Raw genomic sequence first — 16,718 nt, 5'->3', positions numbered from 1 at the left:
TCAGTTATGACATCTTGGAAAATATTTAAAGGAACCCCAGAACATCCTCATGATGGCATCACAAAACTTCCTGAACCTCCTAGTTGGCGAAAATTCGATAAACAAGAACGAGGTTCTAATTACCAAGCTAGGGGAGAAGAAATAGAACTAGTAAATGCAGCATTGTATCTACGTCGTCCTTTATTGGTAACGGGAAAACCGGGCACCGGAAAAACTTCTTTAGCTTATGCAGTAGCTAAGGAATTAAATTTAGGGGAAGTGTTACGTTGGAATATTACTACTCGCTCAACTCTACAGCAAGGGTTGTATAGTTATGATGCTATTGGTCGGTTACAAGATGCCAAAGCTAATGAGAAAGATAATTTAGCAGAGATTGGTAAATATATTCAATTGGGTTCTTTGGGAACAGCCTTATTTTCTTCAAAATTCAAAAAACCCAGGGTATTATTAATTGATGAAATGGATAAAAGCGATATTGATTTACCTAATGATTTGTTGAATATTTTTGAAGAAGGAGAATTTGATATCCCCGAATTAGCCAGAATAGCCAACGTAGATGATAAAGACGATAAAAATCAATTAAATAACATTATCGTTAAAACTTATGACAATCAAACTGCAACCATTGTTAAAGGCAAAGTTAAATGTGAAGAATTTCCCTTTGTCATCCTCACAAGTAATGGCGAACGAGAATTTCCCCCTGCTTTTTTACGACGTTGTTTGAGGTTAGATTTACCACAACCAAGCCGTCAGGAATTAGATAAGATTGTCAAAGCCCATTTAGGCAATGATATTATTGGACAAGCAGAGAAACTGATTGAGCAGTTTCTCAAGCGACGAGATCAAGGGGATTTAGCTACAGACCAATTACTCAATGCTATTTATCTATTAACCAATACAGCTAATAAACCTGATTCCCCCATGCTTGAATCTGTTGATAATCAGGAGAAAGTTAAAGATAAAGACTCAAAAACAAAGTTAGTAGAACATTTGCTGCGCTACTTAAATAGTAGAGATGGACTATGATAGAGCGGGCAATCGCTATTCTACAACAAGCTGGGTACGACCTAACTGCAAGAGAATTAGCAGACATTTTCTGGTTGGCAGTTCATATAGAACAATCTTCAGCACCGTTACCTCAGAAAATACCAGAGCTATCAACACCATTACCTGCACCAAAACCAGACACCCCAAATAAACATGTAGATACTTTTAAGTCTAAAGTTACCGAAACTCCAGAAACTCCAGAAACTCTAAGAACTCAAGAACCAACAGCCCCAGTTGTTCTTCCTCCGCCTCCAACGCAAAAGCCAAGCACCAAAGAAAACGCAGAAGCGATTCCCATCAAAATACCCGCAGCCGCAGCACTGAGAAATTCCCTGGCTTTAGGACGTGCGCTTCGTCCTCTTACGCGGAAAGTACCATCTTCTACAGAAAAGATATTGGACGAAGAAGCTACAGTTCAACGCTTTGGAGAAGATGAAATTGGCATTCCAGTTCTCAAAGGCACTCCAGAAAGATGGTTAGAGTTAGCTTTAGTAGTAGAAGAAACTAGCATCACTGAGATTTGGAAACAAACAATTATAGAATTTCAACTACTTCTCAAGCATCATGGTGCTTTTCGGGATGTGCGGACTTGGAAATTAAAAAGCGCAGAAACTTCAGATGAAACAAAAATACAATTATTTGCTGAAAATAGTACAGGATTTAATGAATATACCCCCTATAAACCAAATATATTAATTGACCCCAAAGGCAGGCGTTTAATTCTTTTGGTAACTGATTGTATTTCTCCAATTTGGCGAAAACAACTAATTCATCCAGTTCTAGAGTTATGGGGAAAATGTGGTTTAATTACTATTCTTCAGTTACTTCCAGAAAGATTTTGGGATAGAACAGCTTTAGTTTATGAAATTCCTGTTTTACTCTCCGCTTTCGCTCCTGGAGGCTGCAATTCCCAATTAATTGCACAATTATGGGATGAAGATGATATTGATGATTTTTCAAATGAAAACAATAAAAATAAATTAGAAATTATAAAAAACTTAACTTCTATTCCTATCATTACCATAGAACCAGAACCTTTACTTAGGTGGTCAAAGGTTATAGCAGGTCAAGGAAATATCTCAACAGCAGGATTTAAATTCTATTCTGTTTATTCTCATCAACAAACAAAAAACTCTACTGAAAATTACTCGCCCAGCATACCAGAGCAATCTCCTTATGATTTAGTCAATTTGTTTCGCGCTAATGCTTCTCTACAAGCTAGACGTTTAGCAGGATTAATGGCAGCAGTTCCTGTGAGTATATCGATAGTAAACCTAATTCGAGAAACCTTGTTGCCAGATGCAAGAGAAATTCATGTGGCAGAAGTGTTTATGAGCCGACTGCTGAAACGTTTGCCAGTTTCTTATCAAGATGATACTGAGTATGTTACCTACGAGTTTGTTGATGGTGTTAGAGAATTATTAAGAGATTTTGTTCCGCCTAATAAACAAATTTCAGTTATTGATTTAGTTATTGCTAAAGTATCTGAATTTATTGCTAAACGACTAGGAATATCAATAAAAGAATTTGACGCGCAGTTAATTACACATAACAATGATGCTCTAGCATCCAAACTGCGTCCCTTTGCAAAACTCAAAGCTCAAGTTCTTCGACAATTGGGAGGAAATTATGCACTTGAGGCTGTAAAACTTGAGCTAAGTCAATTTTTGCAGGAATATGCTGGAGAATACGCTTGTGCAGTCAAATGGGGTGGAGCAAATGGAACTTGGCAACAAGAATCAGAACCAGAACATTTATTAATTTTTTCCCAAGGTGAAGTACAGTTCCGTTCTCGCTTTGGTTTGGAGGTAATTCAAAATTTAAAAGTTGAAGAACAAACGCTGTCTTGGAGCTTTGATGATAATCAAACTGCTGCTAGGATCACTTTTAAAGTAGATAGTGAAAATAGTTATTTTTGGGAAAGCAAGCAGACAGGTAAGTTATTTGAGGGATGGTTGAATTATCCCAATGAAGGCAGAATAGATTTTAGAGGTAAGTTTATAAATGGTGTAATAGTACCAAAAGTCCAAGTTTTTGCATTTGAAATCGCAACCATCACTTTTGAAGGTGAGCCAACTGTTAATCTTCAATCCTTTGAATTTGAAGTAGCTACTATTGAACCAAAACAATCAGGTTTCATCAGACGAAAAACAGAATTGGCAGTCAACCGTCGTCGTGTGCAATCTCAGTATTTTATCGAAAACTTGGGTAAAGGAATTGAGCTAGAGATGGTGCTGATTCCTGCTGGCAGTTTTACGATGGGTTCACCAAAAGATGAACTAGAGCGTAGTAACTCAGAAAGCCCTCAGCATTTAGTGAACATTCAGCAATTTTGTATGGGTAAATATCCAGTCACCCAAGCACAGTGGCAAGCAGTAGCAGCACTACCGCGGGTAAACCGAAAACTTGACCCAAACCCCTCGAAATTTAAAGGTGCAAATCGACCAGTAGAGCGAGTGTCTTGGTACGATGCGGTGGAATTTTGCGATCGCTTATCTTCCGATACAAAAAGACAATACCGCCTACCCAGCGAAGCAGAATGGGAATATGCGTGTAAGGCTGGTACAACAACACCATTCCATTTTGGAGAAACAATTACATCAGATTTAGCTAACTATGATGCTAACTACATTTATGGCGCAGGTATGACAGGAACATCCCGAAACCAAACAACGGATGTAGGCAGTTTTGGAGTAGCAAACGCCTTTGGGCTATACGATATGCACGGAAACGTATGGGAATGGTGTCTAGACGATTGGCACGATAACTATGAAGGAGCGCCAAAAGATGGCAGAGCATGGTTTGATAATGATAATTATAACCTTTATCAAAAACAAGGGAATGCCGTGCTGCGTGGCGGTTCCTGGCTCTACTATCCTAGACTCTGCCGTTCCGCGTCTCGCAACCTCAACGCTAGGGCGGGGCGCGTCGACCTCAGCAACAATTTTGGGTTTCGTGTGGTCTGCGCGTTCGAGAGTATTTTTTAGTAGCCCTTTATACTGTAGTCCTTTTGCCCTTTACAGTTGTTCTTTTTTTCCCTTTGTTAGCGTAGCGAAGCGATCTAAATTTCTTTCAAATTTAAGTCTGGGAAGCGCCCAAACTTACAATTATGCAAGAAAGTAAAGCAAGTGGTAGTAAATGCCAAAAATAGTTATAAATCGAACACAAAAGACAGCCCAATACTATGTAGAAAACTTGGGTAAAGGAATTGAGCTAGAGATGGTGCTGATTCCTGCTGGCAGTTTTGTGATGGGTTCACCAGAAGATGAACTAGAACGTAGTAATTCAGAAAGCCCTCAGCATAGAGTAAACATTAACGAATTTTGCATGGGCAAATATCCAGTCACTCAAGCACAGTGGCGAGCAGTAGCCGCTATGTCGCAAGTTAACCGAGAATTTGACCCAGACCCATCTAATTTTAAAGGTGCAAATCGCCCCGTTGAGCGAGTGTCTTGGTACGATGCGGTTGAGTTTTGCGATCGCTTATCCTCCCATACAAAAAGACAATACCGTCTGCCCAGCGAAGCAGAATGGGAATATGCCTGTAGAGCCGGAACTACGACCCCATTTCATTTTGGCGAAACAATCACATCAGAACTGGCAAATTATAATGCTAACTACACTTATGGCGCAGGTGTGAAAGGAACATACCGAGAACAAACAACGGAAGTGGGAAGCTTTGGAGTAGCAAATACCTTTGGGTTATACGATATGCACGGTAATGTATGGGAATGGTGTCTAGACGATTGGCACGATAACTATGAAGGAGCTCCGACAGATGGCAGAGCATGGTTTCATGATAATAATGATAATATTTCTCAAAAAAAAGGAAGAGCCGTGCTGCGGGGCGGTTCCTGGAACGTCAATCCTATGCTCTGCCGTTCCGCGTCCCGCGACAGCAACAATGGGGCGGAGCGCGCCTTCATCTACGACGATGATGGGTTTCGTGTTGTCTGCGCGTTCGGGAGTACTCTTCACCGCGAGAGTCGGCAAGTGGGAATCTGCCCTTGAGTGCAACCGAAGAGTCCAGCCTGCACCTGTGATGTCAGTGATGATATCAAAAAATCAAACCGAGTTGGGTAGCTTGGTAGGTGTAACCCGAACAGTTGCTCAACTCTACAATTAACAAAAATTATTTAATGGGGTGGTAGAGTCCATTGTCACTCCTGCGCCAGCCAATAGAACTAGGATCTCTTGACCTAGACCACCTTTCAAAATCTTTAGGAGTTTGGGTACTTTGTTCAAGCTCCAGAGTTGCTAAAGAAAGACCTAACCTTTTAGCTAAATTTTCTCCCGTATAGGCTTGCAGTTGTTGCTGGGGTGGATGGTAGTTATAAGACTGCCGCTTAGAAGTAGTAACCGAGCGCTGGTTGAGTAAAGAGATCGCTCCTTCTAGTTGTGCTAATCTAGTCGCAATTGCTTCAGTCTTCTGTTCCAACAGTGAAAGTCTCTGTTGGGAATTATCGTCTGCACCCAATTCTTGTCGAGTATCTTGTCGATTGGCGAATTGGTTAAATTGGGTTTCGAGTTGGTGTAAACGAGTTTCTAGACTTATTTCTGTACCTGGGGTTGGCCCCAGGACATGATACAAACCTTGAATAACTAGGTCAGTAGCAGTGGTCTTACGTTCTCGTGCAGCAGCGCGAAGTGCCTTAGTCAGGGTTTTGGGGAGCTTGAAATTAATTGATTCGCGTTCTGTGTTAGCCATATATACACCACATATATACCCTAGTACAGACAGTTTACCGCGAACCGACATGTGCGCCCACAAACTTGATTTGTGTTTACTTTCAACATTTCTACACCCGTTTATACCCAGCGTGTAGACACTGTACCTCTTGGGTGGAGACTACCCTAGAAACATTTTTTCCTGTCAAAGTCCATACAAGCGATTAAGTACCTCCGCCTGATAAAACTGTTGTATTAATTACTAAATCAACTAAAACTTCTTACTATTCAGCCTGCTAACTTGTACAAATAGCTACGTTTATTACGCAGAAGCCAAAAATCTCAACTCAAGCCCTTCTTGAAACCGAGCCAAAACTGCTTGTGTATCCACAATGAAGGGAATATGTGGATTAGACGCAAGTAATGTATGCAATGATATAAGACGTTAACGAAAATCTGCATTGTCATTAACGGCAAAAATGAATCAGTTAAGTGCTTATACTGAAAGTTCTATTACGTCTGTGGCTGCCCAGATGCAAGCGTCAAATGATTTTTTGGCGGAGTTGCAGCAGAAAGCTAAAACTACTCAGCGGGGGTATGCTGGCAATATCAAGATATTTTTTCAGTATTTTCTGCTTAGGGAGCCGAATCAGAAAGATGTAGAAGAGTTTTGGGGGTTAGATGAGCAGACGGCTAACGGATTAATCCTCAAGTTTAAGAATCATTTGGTGGCCGAAGGTCGAAAGGCGGCGACGATTAACCGTTATTTGGCGGCGATTAAGTATTTAATTAAGGTGGGACGGAACTTGAAGCACTGCCACTATCACTTTGATAGTGACCGGATTGAGTCTTTGAAGGTGACGAAATACCGGGATACGCGGGGTGTTTCTGTGGATGAATACAATAAAGTATTTGATGTCATTGATATTGGCTGTGCTAAAGGTAAGCGGGATTATGCCTTGTTTTTGCTGCTGTGGGCAAATGTTCTGCGGCGGGGGGAGATGGCTCAGTTAACTGTGGGGAATTTTGATTACCACGAAAATACATTAACTGTTTACGGTAAGGGTAAGGGGAATGACTTGACTAGAATTGACTTAAACCCCTATGTTGCAGAAGCGATTAGTGACTGGCTGGGTTGTCGTAGAAATATTAAACCCAGTGACCCTTTGTTTATTGCTTTGGATTTTCATAATTATGGGCATCAGCTGACTGGGGATGGGATATATGCAATTGTGAGAAGAACCTGTGAAAAAGCTGGGATCTCTAAGCGGATGACTCCCCATAAGATTCGGCATTCTGGGATTACTGATGCGCTGGATTTGGCACAGGGAGATTACCGAAAGGTGCAGCATCTAAGTCGTCATGCTGACCCCAGGACAATTTTGGTTTATGAGGACAATAAAAATCAGTATCAACTGGAGTTAACTAATAAGTTAGCAGCCCGTGTGGGGAAAAAGCGGCAATAAAAATCACAATAAATGGCTCAAACATTGAGCGTGGATATATGACGATATCAGCACAGAAAGGGCGTTAATCGGGTGTAAGCATCTTGAGATTACCGAAGACTGGCAGAATCAGCTGCTCAAGCTTTTTTAGCTTCCGATAATTTGCTGATGACGGTATTTTCAAGTAGAGGTTAGATTAAGCCAAAGCAATAGCGAACGCAGGGAAACCGGGGATGGCATTTATAAAATAGTCAAATGCTGATTTAAACTTTTATGTTAGTTTTGTCTTGAGAAAGTAGCCAAGATATTGGCTAATAATTTACGCAATATTACTGAGATATTAATTTATTAATTTGAGCATTATAGAAATATCTTTGTAGAACGTCTTATATTTATGGCGATTTCTCTAGTGAAAAAACTGTATTTTAGAATTTTAATTATATAAAAATATGTTGCCAATATATAAATTTTTTGAAAAGTATCTTGTTTTAAGATTTTTAAGTATTCATATAGTCGCATATATATTATCTGTTGCAGGGTGTTTCGTTAGCTACAAAGGGTACTGGCAGACTGTTTTTACAATTCAAACAGTAGATTTTAATATTATTTCTCATATCCTACCGACGAAAATATCGATTTTGTTGTCACAAAAATCTAAAGAAGAATTACAGAGAACAATTGATAGTAATTATGGATTATTTGGAATTGTAGTTACTGATTGTTCTCTATCTAGTAAAGACTGTTCAAGCCAAAAAATTCTATATTATTCTAGTCGATTCTTTAAAAAAGAACCGCAGATTGATACATTAGATATCAGCCCTTATGATCTACTAAAAGACCCTCCTCCTATTCTCGCAGAGTCATACTACCCAAAACTTTTTTTAAATAAGCGAGAAAAAACAAATAAAAACAATTTAGGACGTATTATTGGAAGAGTTTATTATATTCGGGGAAATCAACCATCTTTTTTAGACGAATATATTAAATTTATAAAAAAACCATTGAGGCTAGGATTCAGATCCGTTGTTTATGGACAGACTACAATTTTATTTTTAATTTTAGGTGTTTTGAGTTGGGGAATAATTGAATATCAACTCAAAATATCTAAACAAAAATACAATCTTTTAAAAGCGCAGGTGGAACTAGATAGAATAAATACGCTTAATGAAACATTCTCTCATGTTATTGAAAGTGAATTTTCTTCTAGAGTTACAAATAATCTACAACAACTGGATTTTGCAATTAAAGGTATAATATCCAGGCTTCGTTCAGATACAATTAACATTATTCATGACATCCAAAAAGCTCCTTTGCTCTCAAATACAGATGATTTTGATGAGATTCTGGCTTCATATAGCAAGGAGCATAATGATTCAAATTTATTAGGGTTATTAAGAGATGCCAATGATTCAATTAAAACAATCGATTTTGTGGTCAAAGAGTTAAGAGAAATAACTGATTTAGAAGAACAATCTATGGTTGTTCAAAGTGAATTGCATAATTTAAAAGAAAATCTTTCTCCCACAATTACAAAACGAACTAAGATAGAGTTTGATTTAACAGAATCGCCAATAAGTATAATATGTAATCCTTGGCGATTTCGTAGCATCATTCGTAATGCAATTTATAATTCAAGTGCGGCATTAAATAAACATAGCAGAAACACTAAAATTGTAGACTTTCAGCCAAAAATTTTTATTAAATGTTACGTAGAGAGTAAATTAGCAATTATTGAAATTATTGATAATGGCCCGGGTATACCATTAGATATACTACCAAAATTATATGAATCTCAGGAGAGATTAAATAAAAGCGCAGGGGAATTAAGAGGAAATGGTAGTTTGATAGTTACTGCGTATTTAAAGTTTCATAACGGAAAAGTTAGGAAAATAAATCATGATGAAGGAGGAGCAAGTGTTGCTTTTTTATTTCCCATATCAGGAGATTAAAGATGCCTAAATTTTTAATTGTTGAAGATGAAGCGAATATTCGTCGCCAATGGCGTGGGTTATTAGAATCAGAGAATCACTCATGTCAAGAAGCAGAAGACATCTTTGAAACATTAGAATTGTTAATAAAAAATCAAAATGATCCAGAAGATTTTGATTTAATTATTTTAGATCATCACCTGGGTTCGGAAACAGGACTTGATGCAATCGAAGCTATAGAACAAAAAGTTGGAAAAGGCTACTGCCAGTATAGAGTTGTAGTTATAACTGGACATTCTAATCGTAATTTAGCCACAGAGTATGTCAAGCTAGGTTCTATAGGTCATTTGCTGAAACCAGTTTCCCCTGCCCAGTTTTGGGTCACTATTGAAGCAGCTTTAGAACGCCGTTATATATACATTGAACAAAAAGAAGACTGGGAAAAAGCTTATGAGGTACTTGAAAACTTAGGAATATTAGAATCTGTTGATAAATTAAGACAAGTAAATGTTGAGGTTAATGAACAATACGAAATTTTAAGAGCTACTTATGAAAAATTACTTGAAGAATTAGAGAAATCAAAAGGTAATGAGCAGGAAATAGGAGAAGCTTATCGAAGAGCAGCTATAACTCTTAATAAATCGCCTGGTAGTATAGATTCAATTCTGCCTTTTCTACAGCCTTTTCAATATAAAGAAGCATTTTGGAAAGATACTGAAAATTTATTTCAGTCGGATCGTTTAGGATTTTATATTCTGCAAACATATCTAAAACGCATCGCTGATAATCCTAAAAGTCTACCTATAAAACTAATTGCAGGAACCGATAACTACTATGAGTATCGTGTGGGAAGCGCTTTCAGACTTTATTATCGCAAAGATGGTAATGTGATTTCACTTGAAAGGTTTGGACATAAAAAATTGCAAGAAAAAATAATAAAATATTTACGTGAAAACTAAAAATACGATCCTTATTGGGATATCCCCCTCAACGAGAACCTCCCCCAACCTGTTATTGACTTACCGATACCAGACGCAGTAACCGAAGAACAACAGCTTGAAATATCTGGTAAAAGTGTGGCTTCAGAAGCTAAAACTAAAAAGCGCACTACCAAAACTCGCAAGAGGCAGTAATTTTTATGCCCAAAATCTTTTATCCCAGTTCTGAAAAACTGAAATACCTGCTAGAAAGTATTCATCAGCGCGAAGTTGCCCTACCTGACTTCCAGCGAGACTTTGTTTGGGAACCCCGTTCTACAGAAGAATTAATTGAAAGTATCTGCCAAAACTACCCAGCAGGAAGTTTGCTGCGGATTAGAAATTCTAAAGGTTTTTACTTCGTTCCCCGCGAGTTTGCAGGAGCACCAGAACTAAAACATCATGCCCCTTCTTATTTAATTCTCGACGGTCAGCAGCGACTCACTTCTCTTTATCACGCATTTTATGGTACAGGCAACCATTGCTACTTTATTAATCTGCAAAAACTAATTGATGATCAAGACTTAGAAGATTGTATCTTTTACCTCAACAACAAAGAAGCAGACAAAAAATTTGGGTCTTTACAACAACAAGCCAACGCCTTAGTCTTTCCTTTAAAAACTTTATTTGGTGTGAAAAATGGTTTTGAAAAATGGCTAGATGAGATTATTGACTTGCGCCCGGAAACTGGTGGGGATAGAGTAACCCTGAAGGCGAAGCTGCGAGAAGTTAAGGAAAGCTGGTTAGAACCAGCAGAAGAGTACGAGTTCCCTGTAGTCACCCTCGATGATAATACCTCTGCGGCTGCCGTCTGTACCATATTTGAAACCCTCAACCGCACAGGCGTTAAACTGTCAGTCTTCGACCTCTTAGCCGCCCGTTTTTGGACAGCAGACGTGCGTCTCCGTGACTTATGGGATATAGCTAAAACCAACTACCCAATTATTGTTGACTTTGAAATAGATCCATACTATATCCTGCAAGCAATCACTATCTATACCGCCAGCACCGCCCCTTCCTGCAAGCGCAACGATGTGCTGAAAATGAATGTTGACCAAATCAAAATCGGCTGGAACCCAATTGTCAAAGCCCTAGCCGAAATTTTACAAATGCTGCGCGACGACTGCGGAGTGATTTTACCTCAATGGCTACCTTACTACACAATTTTGATTCCCGCCGCTGCAACACTTGCGGCTGTGAGTAGCGTCACAGGGCCGAGTGTTGGTGCAATCCGCAACAAACTCAAACGCTGGTTTTGGTGTTCCGTATTTGGACAGACTTACGAAAACTCTCCTAATTCTCAATCGGTAAAAGACTACAGCGAACTCAAGCAGTGGATTGCAGGAGGAGCAGAACCGCAAACTGTGTCAAATTTCTCCTTTGATATCAACCTGCTACGACAGACAACTCCCCGTCAACGAGCAGTCTATCGAGGTGTCATTGCTTTGATTTTGCGTCACGGTGCCCAAGATTTTCACAAAGGTGGCAAAATTACCGCTAGTATGATGCTTGACAAGAAAATCGACGACCACCACATCTTCCCACAAGCATTTTTGAAAGATAAGTTTCCTAGTGTTAGCTCAACTCTGCGGGACTGCGTTCTCAACCGCACCTTGATTGACAAAGACACCAATATTCGCATCAGCAAACGCGCCCCTTCCAATTATCTCCAGGAAATCGAGAAAACGATAGGTACATTTGAACTACAAACCATCCTGCGATCTCACCTGCTACCGGATACGCCCACATCGCCTTTATGCCAAGATAAGTTTGAAGACTTCCTCAACGAACGACAGCAACTCATTGCTGCCGAATTGGAAGCCGTAACGCAGTAGGGTGTTGACTCTGTAACGTTTAGCCCGTAAGACTTCATGCAAAAAATGTGTCGCCTGCTTTTATCGTAAAATGGCTGTTCCAGAAGCTTTTCCATAAATCAAAAATGACACAAATAATTTTTCGCGAAATCCCCTAAAAACACACAAAATCAACACCCTAGTAACGCAGTCATTTTCTTGCTGAACAATAGATGACTACTGAAATTACCCTCAATTTGCCTGATGAAGTGTATCGCCGTGCCGAACACTTAGCCCAAATGGTCAACCGCAATGTCGCCGAGGTACTCACCGAGGCGATAGCCCTCTCCTTGTCTCCTGTTAGCCCTCAATCCTCTGACAGTGCTTTAATTCCATCCGTTACTTCTCTCTCTGATGATGAAGTCTTGGCATTGAGCGAATTGCAGATGCCACCAGATCAAGACCACCAGTTGAGTGAACTGCTTGACCGTCAGCAAGCCGGAACGCTAAGTGATGCAGAGCGTCCTTACTTGACGGCATTGATGCAAGTTTATCAGGAAAAACTGTTACTCAAAGCTCAAGCCCTGCGGGAAGCAGTACAGCGCGGTTTGCGGGCATCCCTTGAATCATGAGTTCAGGGTCAATTTCTGATGAGTTGCGAGCAAAAATCCGCGCCCAAGCAGGCGATCACTGCGGTTATTGTTTGAGTTTGCAAAAATACGTTTTAGGAATATTAGAAATTGAACATATTATTCCCACAGCCAAAGGTGGTACGAACGAAGAGGAGAATCTTTGGTTAGCCTGTCGGCTGTGCAATAGCTACAAGGGTGTGCAAACAGAAGCTGTTGACCCCCTGACTGGACGAACAGTCAAGCTATTCAATCCCCGTCAACAAAAATGGTCACAACATTTTCAATGGAGTGAAGACGGCTCGCAAATTATCGGATGCACAGCTTGCGGTCGAGCAACAGTCGTCGCCTTGCAACTTAACAATATCATCGCCGTCACCGTCAGGCAACAATGGGTAATAGCTGGCTGGCATCCACCACAAGATAGATAATTTATATTCATATTATTTATATTCCAGGGAAAATACTCCTTTCTGGAGAGGTTATACTAGGTAGCAATAGTTACCGAAGAGCTTACAAAAAGGGCATAGAGCCGAGATGTCTGGCGTTAGGAAAGCCATCTCTATCAAAGGCATCTTCTAGGTGTTCTTGTATTGTCTTTTCTGAGGAGCTTAATCGGTGTAGTTCTAATAAAATTGGAATATATGGGAATTTATTAAATACACTAGACCAACGACCATCAACATAACAAAGAGCAATATGCTTTAGCAGCATTGTAAGAGCGCCAAAAAGTGCGATCGCCCCCCATACTACGCACCCAATCCTCCCACCGCGATAGTCGAGAATTTTCAATGCAATCAGAGCGGAGTTTGATTGTAGATTCAGTAATAATCTGTTAAAAAGATATTAGGCTAGTAGCAATCTACACCCCCAAGCTCTCAGGAGAACAACTGACAAAATGTTAGTATCGCCAAACTTTGGGTTTCTAGAAATCCATGACCCGCAACTGGTGCGACTGGGAGCTTTAGCAGAAAGATATTTTACCGATGACCCAAATACTTGCTTAATTAAACTGCGTCAATTTGGCGAACTCCTAGCGCAGCTGATAGCCGCTAATGTGGGGATGTACGATCCAGAAGCAAGGCAAATTGATTTAATGCGTCGCCTGCGGGATAGAGGCATTCTCAAAGGTAAAGTATATGACTTATTTGACCAATTGCGTTTAGCTGGGAATGATGCCACTCACGCCTTGGGAGCCGACCATAGAACTGCCCTCAGCAATCTTAAATATGCACGCCAGCTAGGAATTTGGTTTCATCGGGTGACTACAAAAAATCCCGATTTTCACCCTGGCTCCTTTGTCCCACCTCAAGACCCAGCCAGAGAAACCCAAGCACTCAAACAAGAATTAGCACAGTTAAGGATTGATTTACAAGCCAGTCGCACCGCCGCCGAACTAGCGCAAATTGCTGTCGAACAAGAAGCACAGCGCCGCATATCCGCAGAAGAATTAGCCAAAGAAGCCCAAGCCCAAAGACAAGCTGCCGTAAATCATCTTGTAACAATTCAAACTACAGCCCAAAGTCAGTCTGCCCAAACAATTCAAGAAACCATCCAGCGTTCCCAACAAGCTGGGGAGAATATTGACCTGGATGAACGGGAAACCCGCCGTCTCATCGATGCTCAACTGCGGGCTGCGGGTTGGGAAGTAGACTCAGAACAGCTTACCTATAAAAATGGTATTCGTCCCCAGAAAGGAAAGAATTTGGCGATCGCGGAATGGCCGACAAATGATGGACGTGCTGATTATGTTTTATTTGTGGGACTCCAGGTCATGGCTGTAGTCGAAGCTAAACGTCAAAGCACCGATGTTTATGCAGCTATCGACCAAGCCAAGCGCTACAGTCGCAGCTACAAAATTCAAGGTCATGAAATCCTCCCCGGTGGCCCTTGGGGTGAATATCAAGTCCCCTTTGTCTTTGCCACCAACGGTCGAGAATTTTTACGCCAGTTGCAAACTAAAAGCGGCATTTGGTTTTGTGATGTCCGCCGCCCGGAAAATATCCGCCGTCCCCTCACCACTTGGTATAAACCAGAAGCTTTCATTGATGCCCTCAATCAAGATATAGATCAAGCACACCAACGACTTGCCCAAGAAAGTTTTAACTATAACTTGCAACTGCGCGACTACCAAATTACAGCGATTAAAGCCGTTGAAGCGAGATTAGCAATAGGTGCAAGGGAACTGTTATTGGCAATGGCAACGGGAACCGGGAAAACTAAAACCTGCATTGCCTTAGTTTATCGTCTCCTGAAAACCAAACGTTTTCGCCGCGTTCTATTTTTGGTAGACCGCACCGCCTTGGGCGAACAAGCCACTAATGTTTTTAAAGAAACGCGCATCGAGAATTTGCAAACCTTCGCTGACATTTTTGATATTAAAGAATTAGGTGACGCGGTACCGGATAGAGATACCAAAGTCCACATCGCCACTGTGCAAGCATTTGTCAAACGCATTCTCTACTCAGGCGATAACTCAGATATCCCCACAGCCGACCAATATGATTGCATCGTCGTGGATGAATGTCACCGGGGATATTTGCTAGATAGGGAATTAAGCGATGCAGAAATTACCTTCCGCGACTTTAACGATTACATCTCCAAATATCGCCGCGTCCTCGACCATTTTGATGCTGTAAAAATTGGACTGACCGCTACCCCCGCCCTGCATACTACTCAAATATTTGGGGAACCAGTTTTTACCTACAGTTACAAAGAAGCGGTGATTGATGGTCATCTCATCGACTGCGAACCCCCCATCCGCATTACTACCGCCCTCTCAGAAGATGGCATAGTTTGGCTACCTGGGGAAGCAATGGAATATTTTGACCCCCTCACGGGCAGAATTGATTTAGTTCATGCCCCGGATGAAGTCAGAATTGAGGTAGAACAATTTAATCGCCAAGTTGTTACTGAAGAATTTAATCGGGTAATCTGTGAATTTTTAGCAGCAAATATCGACCCTAAACTCCCAGGGAAAACTTTGATATTTTGTGTGAAAGATGATCATGCTGACATCGTTGTTAACTTATTAAAACAAGCCTTGATTGCCCAGTATGGCAGTGTGGAAGATGATGCGGTTCTCAAGATTACTGGCAAGGCAGACCAACCATCTCAATTAATTCGCCGTTTTAAAAACGAAGCTAATCCCAAAATTGCGGTGACTGTGGATTTATTAACTACTGGCATTGATGTCCCAGAAATTTGCAATTTAGTATTTATTCGCCGAGTGAATTCGCGCATCCTGTACGAACAAATGTTGGGACGGGCAACCAGGCGCTGTGATGGAATTAAAAAAGAAGTTTTCTATATTTATGATGCTGTGAATTTATATGCAGCTTTGTCTCCTCTCTCCACGATGAAACCAGTGGCGGTTAATCCCAAGATTTCCTTTAGTCAACTGATAGAAGAATTGAGGACAGTCAATAACAGCAATGCTGCGGCTACTATTGTTGACCAACTCTTAGCTAAATTGCAACGCCAGCAGAGAAAGTTGGGAGATAGTAAGCGGGATAATATTGAAGCCGCCGCCGGGATGGGAATGGCGGACATGATTAACCACCTGCGTCAAACCGACCCCCAGCAACTTAAGGAATGGTTTAAGCAACGAGCAAGCATCGCCCAAATGTTAGATGCTAGAGATGGTGGTAGACAACCTGTGCTGATTTCTCGCCACGCCGATGAACTGCGGCGGGTGGAAAGGGGGTATGGTAATGCTCAAAAACCCGAAGATTATTTAGATAGTTTCAGTGCATATTTACGCGAGAACATTAATAAAATTCCGGCTTTAACTGTAGTTACTACCCGTCCCCGTGAGTTGACTAGAACGCAGTTGAAAGAATTGCGGTTAATGTTAGACCAAGCTGGATATTCTGAGAAGACATTGCAGGTGGCATGGCGGGAAATGACTAATGCTGATATTGCGGCTTCCATCATTGGCTTTATTCGCCAAGCCACTTTGGGGGATGCTTTAGTTCCCTATGAGGAGAGAGTGGACAAGGCAATGAAGAAAATCCTGGGTTCTCAAAACTGGACACCACCCCAGCGTAAATGGTTGGAGAGAATTGGCAAGCAGTTGAAGGTAGAAATTATTGTGGATCGGGAATCATTAGATCAGGGAGAATTCAAAACTCAAGGCGGTGGATTTGTGCGATTAAATAAAGCTTTTAATGGCAGTTTAGAAGATATTTTGGTGCAGATTAATGATGCTCTTTGGCAGGAGATTGCTTAG

Annotated in this window: 12 protein-coding genes; 10 read left to right on the top strand and 2 right to left on the bottom strand. The window is 40.8% G+C overall.

Features of this window, described 5'->3' with window-relative positions; all coding sequences use genetic code 11:
- Positions 1–6 precede the first annotated feature (6 nt).
- The 3 genes from AACU25_RS36375 to AACU25_RS36365 all read left to right on the top strand — a co-directional run bounded on the left by AACU25_RS36375 (position 7) and on the right by AACU25_RS36365 (position 5,058).
- Positions 7–1,026: an AAA family ATPase gene (locus AACU25_RS36375; RefSeq protein WP_096585526.1), complete on the top strand. Its 1,020-nt coding sequence runs from the start codon at positions 7–9 to the stop codon at positions 1,024–1,026.
- Positions 1,023–4,034: an SAV_2336 N-terminal domain-related protein gene (locus AACU25_RS36370; RefSeq protein ID WP_096585523.1), complete on the top strand. Its 3,012-nt coding sequence runs from the start codon at positions 1,023–1,025 to the stop codon at positions 4,032–4,034. The genes AACU25_RS36375 and AACU25_RS36370 overlap by 4 nt, the downstream gene beginning before the upstream one ends.
- Positions 4,035–4,185: 151 nt before the next feature.
- Positions 4,186–5,058 (top strand): formylglycine-generating enzyme family protein, encoded by an 873-nt coding sequence (locus AACU25_RS36365; protein WP_096585518.1) that lies wholly within the window; start codon positions 4,186–4,188, stop codon positions 5,056–5,058.
- Positions 5,059–5,179: 121 nt separating this feature from the next.
- On the opposite strand, the gene AACU25_RS36360 is transcribed toward AACU25_RS36365, so the two are convergent.
- Complete coding sequence (locus AACU25_RS36360) at positions 5,180–5,755, bottom strand: hypothetical protein (protein WP_096585516.1); 576 nt, start codon at positions 5,753–5,755, stop codon at positions 5,180–5,182.
- A gap of 439 nt (positions 5,756–6,194) precedes the next feature.
- Here AACU25_RS36360 and AACU25_RS36355 point away from each other — a divergent pair, with 439 nt between their 5' ends.
- The 6 genes from AACU25_RS36355 to AACU25_RS36330 all read left to right on the top strand — a co-directional run bounded on the left by AACU25_RS36355 (position 6,195) and on the right by AACU25_RS36330 (position 12,918).
- Positions 6,195–7,181, top strand: coding sequence for a tyrosine-type recombinase/integrase (locus AACU25_RS36355; protein ID WP_096585514.1), 987 nt, complete (start codon positions 6,195–6,197; stop codon positions 7,179–7,181).
- A 428-nt stretch (positions 7,182–7,609) separates the two neighbouring features.
- Complete coding sequence (locus tag AACU25_RS36350; RefSeq protein ID WP_096585511.1) at positions 7,610–9,109, top strand: sensor histidine kinase; 1,500 nt, start codon at positions 7,610–7,612, stop codon at positions 9,107–9,109.
- A gap of 2 nt (positions 9,110–9,111) precedes the next feature.
- Entirely contained in the window at positions 9,112–10,047 is a 936-nt protein-coding gene (locus tag AACU25_RS36345) for a response regulator (protein WP_096585508.1), read from the top strand.
- Between the two features lie 179 nt (positions 10,048–10,226).
- Positions 10,227–11,900 carry a DUF262 domain-containing protein gene (locus tag AACU25_RS36340; RefSeq protein WP_096585505.1) on the top strand — a complete coding sequence of 558 codons (1,674 nt, stop codon included), beginning with the start codon at positions 10,227–10,229 and terminating at the stop codon, positions 11,898–11,900.
- A 191-nt stretch (positions 11,901–12,091) separates the two neighbouring features.
- Positions 12,092–12,490 carry a hypothetical protein gene (locus AACU25_RS36335; RefSeq protein ID WP_096585502.1) on the top strand — a complete coding sequence of 133 codons (399 nt, stop codon included), beginning with the start codon at positions 12,092–12,094 and terminating at the stop codon, positions 12,488–12,490.
- Positions 12,487–12,918: an HNH endonuclease gene (locus tag AACU25_RS36330; protein ID WP_096585499.1), complete on the top strand. Its 432-nt coding sequence runs from the start codon at positions 12,487–12,489 to the stop codon at positions 12,916–12,918. The genes AACU25_RS36335 and AACU25_RS36330 overlap by 4 nt, the downstream gene beginning before the upstream one ends.
- Positions 12,919–13,000: 82 nt before the next feature.
- Here AACU25_RS36330 and AACU25_RS36325 read toward each other — a convergent pair whose 3' ends face one another.
- Complete coding sequence (locus AACU25_RS36325) at positions 13,001–13,201, bottom strand: hypothetical protein (protein WP_190445935.1); 201 nt, start codon at positions 13,199–13,201, stop codon at positions 13,001–13,003.
- A gap of 184 nt (positions 13,202–13,385) precedes the next feature.
- Between AACU25_RS36325 and hsdR the strand changes: the two genes are divergently transcribed.
- Positions 13,386–16,718, top strand: coding sequence for a type I restriction-modification system endonuclease (gene hsdR, locus AACU25_RS36320; protein WP_096585497.1), 3,333 nt, complete (start codon positions 13,386–13,388; stop codon positions 16,716–16,718).

Origin of the sequence: Tolypothrix tenuis PCC 7101 (assembly GCF_963874875.1) — a bacterium.
Taxonomy (GTDB): domain Bacteria; phylum Cyanobacteriota; class Cyanobacteriia; order Cyanobacteriales; family Nostocaceae; genus Aulosira; species Aulosira tenue.
This window is presented reverse-complemented; position numbering and strand designations above follow the sequence as displayed.